Raw genomic sequence first — 12,726 nt, forward strand, 5'->3', positions numbered from 1 at the left:
TTAGCGTGCTAGCATAACTCCCTACGTCCAGTCTATTTTGGGTAATTAACATTAAAAACACAAATGTATATATACCGTCGATGCTAGGGTAATAGCAATAAATACGGCCAATCCTTTAGTAAAAATGATGTATTTACTAAAACTACCTCTTAAGGATTAACCTTATGCATGTATCAGTATCACCTGCAAACACACCGCTTTCAGACTTGATTCTGGGTGCCTCAATCTATTTCCCGCCAATATTTAAGGCAGTTATACTAGGTTTGGTGTTATGGCTATTGATCCATCATGTACTACGGAATTGGATCTACTCTGGTGAAATCTGGCATCCAATATTAATGGATTTGTCGATTTTTGTCATTGCAGTCAGTGTTTCTTTATGGATTTTAGCCAGTTGGTAAAACAAGATGAACTATCAAACACTTAAATATTTCTCCTCTGTAATAGCATTCGCCCTTGCCCTGGGTGCCGGTTGGTGGATGTGGAATTATTATATGCAATCCCCCTGGACCCGTGATGGCAAAGTCCGTGCCGAAATAGTCAGCATAACCCCTGAGGTTTCCGGGCAGTTGGTTCAAATATTAGTTCATGATAACCAGTTGGTAAGCTCTGGTAGCCTATTATTTGTAATTGACCCACAACCTTATCAATTAGCGTTGGATAATGCGCAAGCCGCCGTAGTGCGCGCGCAGGCAGACCTTGCTAAAGCCAATCATGAAGCACAACGCCGCCGAAATTTACCTAAAAATATTATTTCCGGTGAAGACCTCGATATTGCTAACTTAACCGCCGATAGCATGAAAGCCGCATATCAAGGCGCGTTGGCAAAGCTTGAACAGGCTAAATGGAATCTCAGCAAAACCCGTATTTATGCCCCAGCTAATGGTTATATCACCAACTTGCAAACGCGTGTCGGTAACTATGCGACCGCTGGCACTCCATTAGTCGCACTAATCGATACAGACTCATTCTATGTGATGGGGTATTTCGAGGAAACTAAACTGAGACACATTAGAGAAGGTAATAAGGCCAATATTATTTTGTATAATGGCAACATTCCTTTACGAGGTGTAGTAGAAAGTATTGGTCGCGCCATTTATGACCAGAGTATCGATACCAGCGGCGGCGATCTGTTGATTGATGTCAAACCCAACGTCCCTTGGGTACGTTTAGCACAACGGGTTCCCGTCAGGATAAAACTATTGGCGGTTCCGGCAGAAGTGACACTGGTTGCCGGCACCACATGTACTATTTCACTGGCGGATTAATCGGTGCGTATCTCGTTCTCTTTATGGCAAAAAACACCGTGGGGCAAGGCTAGCGCGGACCAATGGCGTTATGCATTACGCAATTCGCTCGCCATGTGTTTGTCACTGTGGATAGCCTTTGTGCTTAATTTGGATGAGCCATATTGGGCCATGACCTCCGCCGCCGTGGTCAGTTTTCCGACCGTCGGCGGGGTTATTAGCAAAAGTATTGGCCGGGTGATTGGCAGTTTACTGGGCGCCGCCGCCTCCCTGATGATTGCCGGACACTGCCTAAATGACCCCTGGTTGTTCACTTTTTCCATTGCAGCCTGGATTGGGCTGTGCACATTTGTTTCCAATCATTATCAAAATAATGTTTCTTATGCCTTCGCGCTGGCGGGCTACACCACCGCCATCATTGCCTTTTCAACCGTCGATACCACTGACACCTTGCAAATTTTCGACATCGCTCAGGCGCGCGTCTGTGAGGTGATTACCGGTATCCTGTGCGGTGGACTGATGATGATGCTGCTGCCGAGCACATCAGATGGTGAAGCCTTACTGACATCGCTACGGCGGATGCAAGCCCGCCTGTTGGAACATGCGCAGTTATTGTGGCAAACCGAGCATAACCCGCAATTACGCACGTCACACGAAGGGCTAATCAGCCAGATTCTGACGATGAACCTGCTGCGGATTCAGGCGTTCTGGAGCCACTACCGTTTGCGGCAACAAAATAATGTATTGAATTTCATTCTGCATCGTCAATTACGTATCACCAGCGTGATTACCAGTTTGCGTCGTATGTTAGTTAACTGGCCAAGTCCACCGGAGAATTTGCCCACCGTGCTGGTGCAACTGCTGGATGCCCTGCAACAGCCGGATTGTGATAAATATCAGTTAGCCAAAATATTACAGCGCATCGCGCCACATGATGCGTTTGATTACCGTCACCACGCCTTCTGGTTGAGGTTACGCCATTTTTGTTGGCAGTATTTAGAGGTCAATCGCTGGCTGTCACAATTAGATAAAGAGGCGGATGCACCAAGGCGATCACCGCCGGCCGTGGCATCACTGGCCCGCCATACCGATACCTATGAGGCCGCCTACAATGGCTTGCGTACCTTTGTTTGTATCGTGATTGGTTGCGCTTTCTGGATTCATACTCAGTGGAGCGCTGGCAGCGCAGCACTGGCGTTGGCAGCCGTCAGTTGTGTGCTCTATTCCGCGACCCCCTCGCCCACGGACAGTATCGCGACGCTGCTGAAAGCCATCGTTTTGTTGTCCATCGGCTGCTTTATTATAAAATTTGGCATCATGGTGCAAATAGATGATTTTTGGCAATTTGCCCTGCTGCTATTCCCCATTCTGATCACCATGCAGATGATGAAACTACAACACGCGGCTTATGCTGCCCTGTGGGGGCAATTAATTGTGTTTATGGGTTCATTCCTTAGCGTCACCAATCCACCCAGTTATGATTATCAAGAGTTCCTTAACGATAATATTGGTAAATTAGTGGGAGTGATGTTGGCCGGTGTCGCTTTTCAATTATTGCGACCCAGTTCGGACAAACGCAAAAGTCGCCGTATCATCAGGATGTTACGCCAAGATTTTAGTGATCAAATCAGCAGCCACCCGCAACAAAGCCAGAGCCAATTTGAATCATTAATCTATCATCGGGTAAACCAACTTAATCTCAGTAAAGATAAGGCCGCTCGCTTGTGGTTATTGCGCTGGGGGGTAGTTCTGCTTAATTGCAGCCATGTGCTCTGGCAGTTGCGCGATTGGCAGACCACCTCGGCGCCACTGTCTGCGGTGCGTGATGTCTGTATTCACTGCCTGAAAGGGTGTATGACCGCAAAAGGGGTTCAACCTACTTCATTGAGTGCCACATTGCAGGAACTACAACGGATGAGTGCGATTTTAGGCCAATATCCGGATGCTTCTGGCCGCGAGCTGGCTGGGTTAATCTGGCGGCTATATTGTTCGCTGACACAATTACAACAGGCCGGGCCGGACGAAGAGAACCAAACTGCGCCAGCCTGAACAGAGCTGGCGCGACGGAGACACTTATGGCACGTCATAGCCCAATGCAGCGCGGCGGATACGGAACCACTGTTGGCGAGTCATCGTCAAAAAGAGTGACTGCCAGGCTGCGTTAACGCGCTCAATTTTGCCAGAACCAATAATGGGCAATGGCGCAGAAGGCAACCGCAATACCCAGGCATACACCACCTGTTCAAGGCTGCTCGCCCCGATTTCACCAGCGACGGCCTGTAACTCATCACGCAGTGCCTGGCACTCAGGGTCGCTGAACAGACGCCCACCGCCCAAACAAGACCAGGCCATCGGCCTGATGCGTAACTGTTGGCAAGCATCGAGAGTACCATCCACAATCGACGGTTGATGCAACGGTGAAATTTCTACCTGATTGGTCACCAGTGAAAACGGCAAACGTGACTGCAATAAATTGAACTGCGCGGGCGTAAAGTTTGACACCCCAAAGTGCTTCACTTTGCCACTTTGGTGCAACTGTGTGAATGCTTCGGCAACCTCATCTGCATCCATTAATGGATCTGGGCGATGAATCAACAGCAGATCTAAATAATCAGTATGTAAATGAGTCAATGATTGTTCTGCGCTATGAATAATATGAGAACGATCTGTAATGTAGTGCCCCAAGGTATGCTGCGGCTTGGCTGTGGTCGCAATACCGCACTTACTGACTAACTCCAGTTGGTCGCGCAGGGACGGTTTCAAACGTAGCGCCTGCCCGAATGCCTGTTCACATTGATATCCGCCATAAATATCAGCGTGATCTGCGGTGGTAATACCCAATTCAATATGTTGCTCGATAAATGCCAACAACTGTTCGGGCGTCATGCCCCATTCCATCAACCGCCAATAGCCGCAAATCATGCGCGAAAACTCAGGCCCAAGCGGAGCCAGTTGGCTACGTGTATCCATTATTAGCTACCTCATTTGTTTATCTGCTTATAGCATACACATCCAACCGCAAGGTTAAATCCTCCTGCGACAATGAATGGGTGCTTAATTCGGGGGGGTAAGTTAATTACGCGCTGCACAACCGACAGATAATCAAAACAGTGAAGGTTGTTCCGGCAGTGGCTCATCGGGTTGTTTGTTGGCACGTTGTAAGCGCAGTAACCGCTGACGACATAAACGCAAGACATCGCGTTTTTCCCCATCACTCATTTTTATCCAGTTAAAACGCTCATCACGGCTGCGCAGACAGCCACGGCAAAAGCCACGGTCATCTGCCTGACAGATACCGCGGCATGGGCTGGGAATGTCGAAGAACTCAAGTTGCTGAGCCACATAGCCTCCTGCTACTGATAGCTTAATTGAAGACTGTTTCGCCGCGACTGGCAAGTTTCTAAACCTATTTCAGGCAACGAATCGGGGCATTGCCTCGGTTTAGCGCCGCCACCACTAAGGTTATCTTAAGTTTCATTCGATATTGTTTGGACAATGAGTCAATTTAAGGTTCCATTTTCGCAATGAATGCCAGACATAAGTTACAGTGTAACGGATTAACTTTTATTCTAGCCAGCACGCTGTTTTTTACCCTCTTTCAGAATGCTCTGTTTATTGTTAAAGCCTGGTCATTGATTCACTTTGACACCATTGACAGCTACTTATTTGCCGCGACCATTCCGGTGGTCATTTTCTGCGCGCTAAATATTATTTTTAGCTTGCTGGCGCTGCCAATGCTGCGTAAATCCATCATGATTCTGTTTCTATTGGGCAGCGCCGCCGCAAACTATTTTATCTTTAGTTATGGTGCCGTTATCGATGCCAATATGATGCAAAACGCGTTCGAGACTAACGCACAAGAAGCCACCGCCCTTTTCACACCACGTATGGCGGTGTGGCTCTTGGTGTTAGGCATTATGCCCGCCCTCATTGTCTGTTTTGTTCACATTAAAGCCACCCGCCCGTGGTGGTATATGCTGGGATTACGTGTAGCAAATATTTTGATCTCTTTTGTCATTATTTTGCTTATCGCCGCATTGTTCTATAAAGATTATGCGTCTCTGATTCGTAATAATAAAAGTATCGTGAAAATGCTGACGCCCTCAAATTTTGTCACGGGCAGTTTTCAGTTTGCCAAACATAAATATTTCACCAGTAACATGCCGTTGCTGAGAATAGGGGAAGATGCCGATAAAGGGCCGGTAATTCGCGGGCAACAGAAAAAAACAGTGGTCATTTTGGTGGTGGGTGAGACGGCCCGTGCAGAAAACTTCTCACTAGGCGGTTATAGCCGAGAGACGAATCCTCGCTTGCAAAAACAAGATGTTACCTACTTCAAAAACGCCTCATCTTGTGGCACGGAAACCGCGGTTTCCGTTCCTTGCATGTTCTCTAATATGGCGCGAAAAAATTACGATGCTACCCTGGCCAGTCATCAGGAAGGCCTGATGGATATTTTAGCCCATGCCGGGCTGAACCTGCTGTGGCGCGACAATGATGGTGGCTGTAAAGGCGCGTGTGACCGTATTCCACATCAGGATGTTACGCAATTACAATTGGCCGCTGATTGCACCGACGGAGTGTGTCTGGACAATGCATTATTGTATAAGTTAGATGACTATATCAACGGCCTAACGCGTGATGGCGTTATCGTATTACACCAAATGGGCAGTCACGGCCCTGCCTACTATCGCCGTAGCAGCCCTGAGATAAATAAATTCTCCCCGACCTGCGATAGCAACCAAATTCAGGATTGCCCCCCTCAGGCGCTAGTTAATAGCTATGACAATTCTATTCTATACACAGATACCATGCTGGATAACACCATCAAACTACTGCAACAGCACAGTGAACGGTTCAACACTGCGCTGGTCTACCTGTCAGATCATGGTGAGTCATTGGGCGAAAATGGTATCTATTTACATGGTACACCCTATATGTTTGCCCCCAGCCAGCAGACACATATTCCTTTTTAATGTGGTTATCCCCTGACTATACAAAAAACTACGGCATCAACCGCCAGTGCCTCACTGATAGCGCTCAACATGATGAAATATCGCAGGATAATCTATTCCACACCCTGCTTGGGATGATGAATATTCAGACAAAAGAATATCAATCCGGTTTAGATTTACTGCAAAAATGCCGGATGACACGTTAATTCCAGACGCTAACAGAGGCTGGTAACTCCATTACCTTACATGCGGGCAAAAGAGATTAGCGATATTTTTTTCTTGACCTAGACCAATCGGTCTATTACGCTCTTTCACATGAACAAAATAGAACATTCACATGTGGATACTCGTGACCACTTGTTAGCAACCGGTGAACATCTTAGCCTACGCCTTGGTTTTAATGGCATGGGGCTTAGCGTGTTGCTCACCACGGCGGGCATTCCCAAAGGGTCGTTTTATCACTACTTCCGCTCAAAGGAAGTGTTTGGTGAAGCAATGCTACAGCGTTATTTCGATCGCTATGATGTTGAGATGGTAAGCCTGCTTACTGGTTCCTCCGGGGATAAACGTCATCACTTGTTGCACTATTTTGCTCAATCTATTGCTAACTATTGCGGCAGTGAATGCCACAACGCTTGTCTGGCGGTTAAACTATCAGCGGAAGTCAGTGATTTATCCGAACCCATGCGCCATGCACTGGATATCGGCACTGCCAGAGTGATTGGCCGTCTACAAGATACGATTGAGACTGGCGTCGAAGAAGGCTCTCTGCGTATCGTACTCTCGCCGGCCGCAACCGCAGAAACACTGTATGCCTTGTGGCTGGGTGCGTCGTTGCGGGCAAAAGTGAAACGCTCTGTTGCTCCGCTGACCTGTGCGCTCGACAGTATCGAACTGATTCTACAACCACCCCACTAATCTCACGATCCTGACTCACTTGTTCTACTGTTGCTCAGGATTCACCCAGCCACTAGTTGACTGGTCTATTAATATAGGATGCACCATGAAGACTGCTAAACTGTTCTCTCCCCTGAAGGTTGGCGCGTTCACATTGCCGAACCGTGTATTTATGGCACCACTGACACGCCTGCGTAGCATTGAACCGGGTGATATTCCCACCCCATTGATGGGTGAGTATTACCGCCAACGCGCCAGTGCCGGTTTAATTATTACTGAAGCGACGCAGATTTCTTTCCAGGCGAAAGGCTATGCTGGCGCACCGGGATTACATACCCAAGAGCAGTTAAATGCATGGAAAAAAATCACTCAGGGCGTCCATGATGAAGGTGGCCATATTGCCGTACAACTCTGGCATGTCGGCCGTATTTCACACAACAGTTTGCAGCCAGACCAGCAGGCTCCTGTCGCGCCATCTGCCATTGCTGCCGACACCCGTACCACGGTACGAGATGAAACGGGAGCCTGGGTGCGTGTTCCCTGCTCTACCCCGCGCGCGCTGGACACTGACGAAATCCCCGGCATCGTTAATGATTTTCGTCAGGCAACCGCCAATGCCCGTGAAGCAGGCTTTGACTACATTGAATTACATGCAGCCCACGGCTATCTGTTGCATCAGTTCATGTCACCGGCGTCGAACCAACGCACTGACCAATACGGCGGCAGCATTGAAAACCGCACTCGTCTGACACTGGAAGTCGTCGATGCCACCATCGCTGAATGGGGTGCTGCACATATTGGTATCCGTATCTCACCATTAGGGCCGTTCAATGGCTTGGATAATGGCGAAGATCAGGAAGAAGCCGCGTTGTATCTGATTGATGAGCTGAATAAACGTAGTATTGCTTATTTGCACATTTCCGAACCCGACTGGGCCGGTGGCAAGCCCTATTCTGATGCATTCCGCGATGCGGTTCGCGCTCACTTCAACGGCGTTATCGTAGGTGCAGGGGCTTATACCGCGGAGAAAGCCGAAAGCTTGATCGAAAAAGGATTTATTGATGCCGTGGCCTTTGGTCGTAGCTATATTTCCAACCCGGACTTGGTGACTCGCCTGCAAAAAAATGCCCCACTGAACCAACCAGACGGTGACACATTCTACGGTGGCGGCGCGAAAGGTTATACCGACTACCCAACACTGTAATCAAATCTATTGACGGCATAACGGTCAGACTTGGTCTGGCCGTTATTATTTGTATCCTAATCTTTTCTGTAACCCATTGAACTCATTTAATTGCCGGGGCTATACTTGAACCGGGTTCTACTCACTGTTGCCAAATAATCTGGCAAAATGTAAACAGAGGAAATTATGCGCTTACTCCATACCATGATCCGCGTCGGTGACCTGCAACGCTCCATCGATTTCTATACCAAGGTATTAGGGATGCGTTTACTGCGTACCAGTGAAAACAGTGAATATAAATACTCACTGGCATTCGTCGGTTATAGCGATGAAAGCGACGGTTCCGTAATTGAACTGACCTATAACTGGGGTGTAGAGAGCTACGACATGGGGACAGCCTTCGGTCATCTGGCGCTGGGTGTCGATGACGTAGCCGCGACCTGCGAGCAAATCCGTCAGGCGGGTGGCAATGTCACTCGCGAGGCCGGCCCGGTCAAAGGGGGTAATACCGTTATCGCTTTTGTTGAAGATCCCGATGGTTACAAAATCGAATTAATCGAGAATAAAAGCGCCGCACACGGCCTTGGAAACTGATTAACCTTAAGGCACCTGATGGTGCCTTTTTTTCTCATCACGATAACCTCCTGCATCCCGCGCTAAAATTTGACATAATGCGCACTGAATTCGATGAAGATAAGAAACTGATGGCAGACAAAAGTGACCTTAACGCCCTAAGTGGCCGTTTTCGTGGGTATTACCCCGTAGTAATTGATGTAGAAACCGCCGGTTTTAATGCTAAAACCGATGCATTACTTGAAATTGCCGCAGTAACATTGCAGATGAACAAGGATGGCTGGCTGTTACCCGATGAAACGCTGCATTTCCATGTGGACCCGTTCGAAGGGGCAAACCTGGAACCCGAAGCGCTGGCATTTAATGGTATAGATCCTACCAACCCTTTGCGTGGGGCAGTCAGTGAACATGATGCGTTACATGCCATTTTTAAAGCGGTGCGCAAAGGATTAAAAGAGCAAGGCTGTAACCGTGCCATCATCGTGGCGCATAACGCCAACTTTGATCACAGCTTTGTTATGGCGGCAGCGGAGCGCGCCAGTCTGAAGCGTAATCCATTCCATCCGTTTGCTACCTTTGATACCGCAGCATTGAGCGGGCTGGTATTGGGGCAAACCGTGTTGGCGAAAGCCTGTCTGACGGCAGGTATTCCGTTTGATAGCAGTCAGGCCCACTCCGCGTTATACGATACCATGCAAACGGCGAAACTCTTCTGTGAGCTGGTTAATCGCTGGAAAAAACTCGGTGGTTGGCCAGTGCCCGCAGGGGAATCAGAGTAACGCAAGCTAACGCAACACGTTCACCATTAAAAAAGGTGGCCTGGAGGCCACCTTTTTATTTATTACCTAAACCTGCCAACACATTACTCTGCGGCAGGTTTTTCTTCTTCTGAACGGTATTTATCGGCGGTCTCTTTCAGCAGTTTTTGCAATTCGCCACGCTGATACATTTCCATCAGGATATCGCATCCGCCAACCAATTCACCATCCACCCACAGTTGCGGGAACGTTGGCCAGTTGGCATATTTTGGCAATTCAGCCCGGATATCCGGGTTTTGCAAAATATCCACATAAGCAAAACGCTCACCACACGCAGACAGCGCCTGTACAGCCTGAGCTGAGAAACCACAGTTCGGCAGCTTAGGTGATCCTTTCATATAAAGCAGGATTGGGTTTTCTGTTATCTGGCGTTGAATTTTATCAATCGTCGTCATTTTTTTGCTTCCTCAGCCATAGATGGCTACAACGTGTATTGCTTAAAGCAATAGCATTTTATTATCGCATCCGGTCTATTGTAGCGACTGTCACCGCAGGAATAAAACGCCATCTTTTGCAGGGGCTTTACTCATCGGACAAATGGCGATATTGTCAGCTACAAATATGTGTATTTAGAATAACATTTTTGATCCCATCACTTCACTATTATCTTCTGAATGGGATAACGTAAATATACCGCAGCGAAGGTGTTGACGAACGCTCGATTTAAGGTCATTACCTGAGTGAAAAAGCTGCAATTACGCAGCCATTAACGTTTCCTCACAATATCGATTAGAATCCTATCGCTCTCTGCTTTTTTATATCGTGAGTTTCGGCAATACTGTGACTCTTCATATTCATCTCAGGGCCAAGGTTGGTAGCGTTATTATGCGTTTAATACTTACGCTGTTTGTGCTGCTGTTTACCCAGCTATTTCTAAACCTCGCACATGCGTCGCCGCAGTCGCACGCCTCTGCTGAACAAAAGAAAGGTCAAGTCAGCCAGGCCAGCCCTGATGATCGTAAAAAACGTAAAGCTGATAAAAATACCAAAAAAGTCAAAATCGACAATAATAAAACCAGCAGTAAAAACGTGGCAAATAAAATAACGGCCAACAGCGATAAAAAGAAAACGGCAGCCACCGCCAGTAAAACCATTAAAAAGAAAGCGCAGGAAGCCAGTAAACCTAGCAGCAAAAAACCAAACAACAGTAAAACGACGAATATTAAAACCGTAGCCAATAAAAAAACGGCAGCTAAAAAAACAAGAAAAAGTGGCTTATGGTCGTCACCGAAATAAAGCCCAAAGTAAAGCCGATACCGAATTAGTGGCAAACAGTAAGATAAAGCTCAGTCCAGCACATAAAAAACGCTACCAGCACGCCAAACAGACGGCAATGAGCAAACTGATGAAACAAGTTGGCAAACCTTATCGTTGGGGTGGGTCTTCGCCTAATACTGGTTTTGATTGCAGCGGGCTTATTTATTACGCCTACAAAGATGTGATCAGAATTAAAATGCCACGTACAGCCAATGAAATGTATCACTTACGTGATGCCGCCCCGGTGAAGCGGGCAGAACTGGAAAGTGGTGATCTGGTGTTCTTCAATATCGCCAATCGTGGCGTGGCCGATCATGTTGGTGTTTATTTAGGTAATGGCAAATTTATTCAATCACCCCGTACCGGCGAAGAGATTCGTATCAGCATGCTAGATAATGATTATTGGCAAGACCATTATGTTGGCGCACGGCGTGTAGTGACACCTAAAACCATTCGATGATGCTCAACCCCGCACCCAGTGACCTCACGAAGTGCGGGCTATATCCCCTTATTTTTACTTTCCCTGACGTCACGCAACCTTGACTTAATAACCAGCCAAATTGTATGGTTATATCTGTTATTCCTGTTGAAAGTTGTTAAGATTAATATCCACAATAAAAATACAACAATTACGTTTTTAACCGCTCTTCACCGTACCGTCATCATTGATAATCGGTCGGATTTGAGGAGCAAAACACCCTGAGCAACCCCGAAAGGAGAGCACGATGTCTTTTGAATTACCGATATTACCTTATGCACAAAATGCACTGGAACCCCACATTTCGGCTGAAACGCTGGAATACCATTACGGCAAACATCACAACACCTATGTGGTTAACCTCAACAATCTGATTAAAGACACTGAATTTGCTGACAAATCACTGGAAGATATTGTCAAAACCTCCAGCGGCGGCGTATTCAATAATGCGGCTCAGGTTTGGAACCACACCTTTTACTGGCATTGCCTGTCACCCAATGGTGGCGGTGAACCCAGCGGCAAGGTTGCCGAGGCTATCAATAACACCTTTGGGTCGTTTGCTGAATTTAAAGCACAGTTTACCGATGCGGCAGTGAAAAATTTCGGCGCGGGCTGGACATGGTTAGTGAAAAAAGCAGATGGCACACTGGCGATTGTCAGCACGTCTAACGCGGCCACCCCCTTGACCACGGCAGATAAACCCGTATTGACGGTCGATGTGTGGGAACATGCTTATTATATTGATTACCGCAATGCGCGGCCAAAATACCTGGAGAACTTCTGGGCCTTGGTCAACTGGTCTTTTGTTGAGAAAAATTTAGCCTGATAGCGCGCAGAGTAAACCGGCAGCGAGCAATGATTAAGGGCGGGTTAACCGCCCTACTTCACGCATATACCGGCAAGCGGCTTAATTAATTCATTACTGCCACGAAACTAAATGCAATAATCATCGCCAGCGCACCCACAGTCGTAATCAGCGACATTTTCAGATTGGCATCCATAAAAACTCCTCAGCCGGTTAATTTAGTAGGAAAAGGCACATAGTTAGTGTGTAAAATTATTTTCCCACAGTTAGAGAAAAAAATCTTGTGCTCATTACACACTTTATAAGATTGAATACCTCTTTCACTTTTCCTCCAGATCAGCCAAAATTCGCAGTTCATAACTGCGTACCGACGAATAACGACCAATAAAGACTCTCAGACAACCCGCTGACGCGCTCATTCAGGCCACTATCTTGTTACTGTCTAAGCGATTTTCGGGTAACGCAGGCAAACGATTAACATAATACTTACCGGCTGTAACCGGTGAGCTTAGG

The 12,726-nt window shown here is 47.3% G+C and carries 12 protein-coding genes and 2 pseudogenes; 10 read left to right on the forward strand and 4 right to left on the reverse strand.

Features of this window, described 5'->3' with window-relative positions:
* Nucleotides 1–164 precede the first annotated feature (164 nt).
* From YALDO0001_RS04200 to YALDO0001_RS04210, 3 genes are read left to right on the forward strand one after another with little or no spacing between them, the layout of a single operon-like run.
* Nucleotides 165–401, forward strand: a complete 237-nt coding sequence (locus tag YALDO0001_RS04200) for a DUF1656 domain-containing protein (RefSeq protein ID WP_004700214.1) — start codon at nt 165–167, stop codon at nt 399–401.
* A gap of 6 nt (nt 402–407) precedes the next feature.
* Complete coding sequence (locus YALDO0001_RS04205) at nt 408–1,268, forward strand: efflux RND transporter periplasmic adaptor subunit (protein WP_004700217.1); 861 nt, start codon at nt 408–410, stop codon at nt 1,266–1,268.
* A gap of 3 nt (nt 1,269–1,271) precedes the next feature.
* Nucleotides 1,272–3,296 carry an FUSC family protein gene (locus tag YALDO0001_RS04210; protein WP_004700218.1) on the forward strand — a complete coding sequence of 675 codons (2,025 nt, stop codon included), beginning with the start codon at nt 1,272–1,274 and terminating at the stop codon, nt 3,294–3,296.
* 24 nt (nt 3,297–3,320) lie between these two features.
* On the opposite strand, the gene YALDO0001_RS04215 is transcribed toward YALDO0001_RS04210, so the two are convergent.
* Nucleotides 3,321–4,217, reverse strand: a complete 897-nt coding sequence (locus YALDO0001_RS04215) for an aldo/keto reductase (protein ID WP_004700221.1) — start codon at nt 4,215–4,217, stop codon at nt 3,321–3,323.
* A 132-nt stretch (nt 4,218–4,349) separates the two neighbouring features.
* The gene (locus YALDO0001_RS04220; RefSeq protein ID WP_004700222.1) at nt 4,350–4,589 is read right to left on the reverse strand and encodes a DUF1289 domain-containing protein; all 240 of its coding nucleotides are present in this window, start codon (nt 4,587–4,589) and stop codon (nt 4,350–4,352) included.
* A gap of 182 nt (nt 4,590–4,771) precedes the next feature.
* Between YALDO0001_RS04220 and eptA the strand changes: the two are divergent.
* From eptA to rnt, 5 genes and pseudogenes are all read left to right on the forward strand, one after another.
* Nucleotides 4,772–6,408: pseudogene (gene eptA, locus YALDO0001_RS04225) on the forward strand (phosphoethanolamine transferase EptA).
* Between the two features lie 109 nt (nt 6,409–6,517).
* A complete protein-coding gene (locus YALDO0001_RS04230; protein WP_004700227.1) occupies nt 6,518–7,120 on the forward strand; it encodes a TetR/AcrR family transcriptional regulator in 603 nt (200 codons plus the stop codon).
* Between the two features lie 85 nt (nt 7,121–7,205).
* On the forward strand, nt 7,206–8,303 hold the full coding sequence (locus YALDO0001_RS04235) for an alkene reductase (protein WP_004700229.1): 1,098 nt from the start codon (nt 7,206–7,208) through the stop codon (nt 8,301–8,303).
* 165 nt (nt 8,304–8,468) lie between these two features.
* Nucleotides 8,469–8,876, forward strand: a complete 408-nt coding sequence (gene gloA, locus YALDO0001_RS04240; protein ID WP_004700231.1) for a lactoylglutathione lyase — start codon at nt 8,469–8,471, stop codon at nt 8,874–8,876.
* 110 nt (nt 8,877–8,986) lie between these two features.
* Nucleotides 8,987–9,634, forward strand: a complete 648-nt coding sequence (gene rnt / locus YALDO0001_RS04245; protein ID WP_082039675.1) for a ribonuclease T — start codon at nt 8,987–8,989, stop codon at nt 9,632–9,634.
* 83 nt (nt 9,635–9,717) lie between these two features.
* Here the strand turns inward: rnt and YALDO0001_RS04250 are convergent, their stop codons facing one another.
* The gene (locus tag YALDO0001_RS04250; protein WP_004700235.1) at nt 9,718–10,068 is read right to left on the reverse strand and encodes a Grx4 family monothiol glutaredoxin; all 351 of its coding nucleotides are present in this window, start codon (nt 10,066–10,068) and stop codon (nt 9,718–9,720) included.
* Nucleotides 10,069–10,498: 430 nt separating this feature from the next.
* Between YALDO0001_RS04250 and YALDO0001_RS22175 the strand changes: the two are divergent.
* Together YALDO0001_RS22175 and sodB are read left to right on the forward strand one after the other, a co-directional pair.
* Nucleotides 10,499–11,390 (forward strand): annotated as a pseudogene (locus YALDO0001_RS22175) (C40 family peptidase).
* A gap of 265 nt (nt 11,391–11,655) precedes the next feature.
* On the forward strand, nt 11,656–12,234 hold the full coding sequence (sodB, locus tag YALDO0001_RS04260) for a superoxide dismutase [Fe] (protein WP_004700240.1): 579 nt from the start codon (nt 11,656–11,658) through the stop codon (nt 12,232–12,234).
* A gap of 85 nt (nt 12,235–12,319) precedes the next feature.
* Here sodB and cydH read toward each other — a convergent pair whose 3' ends face one another.
* Entirely contained in the window at nt 12,320–12,409 is a 90-nt protein-coding gene (gene cydH / locus YALDO0001_RS21200) for a cytochrome bd-I oxidase subunit CydH (protein WP_144404899.1), read from the reverse strand.
* Nucleotides 12,410–12,726: the final 317 nt, after the last annotated feature.

Origin of the sequence: Yersinia aldovae ATCC 35236 (assembly GCF_000173735.1) — a bacterium.
GTDB lineage: Bacteria > Pseudomonadota > Gammaproteobacteria > Enterobacterales > Enterobacteriaceae > Yersinia > Yersinia aldovae.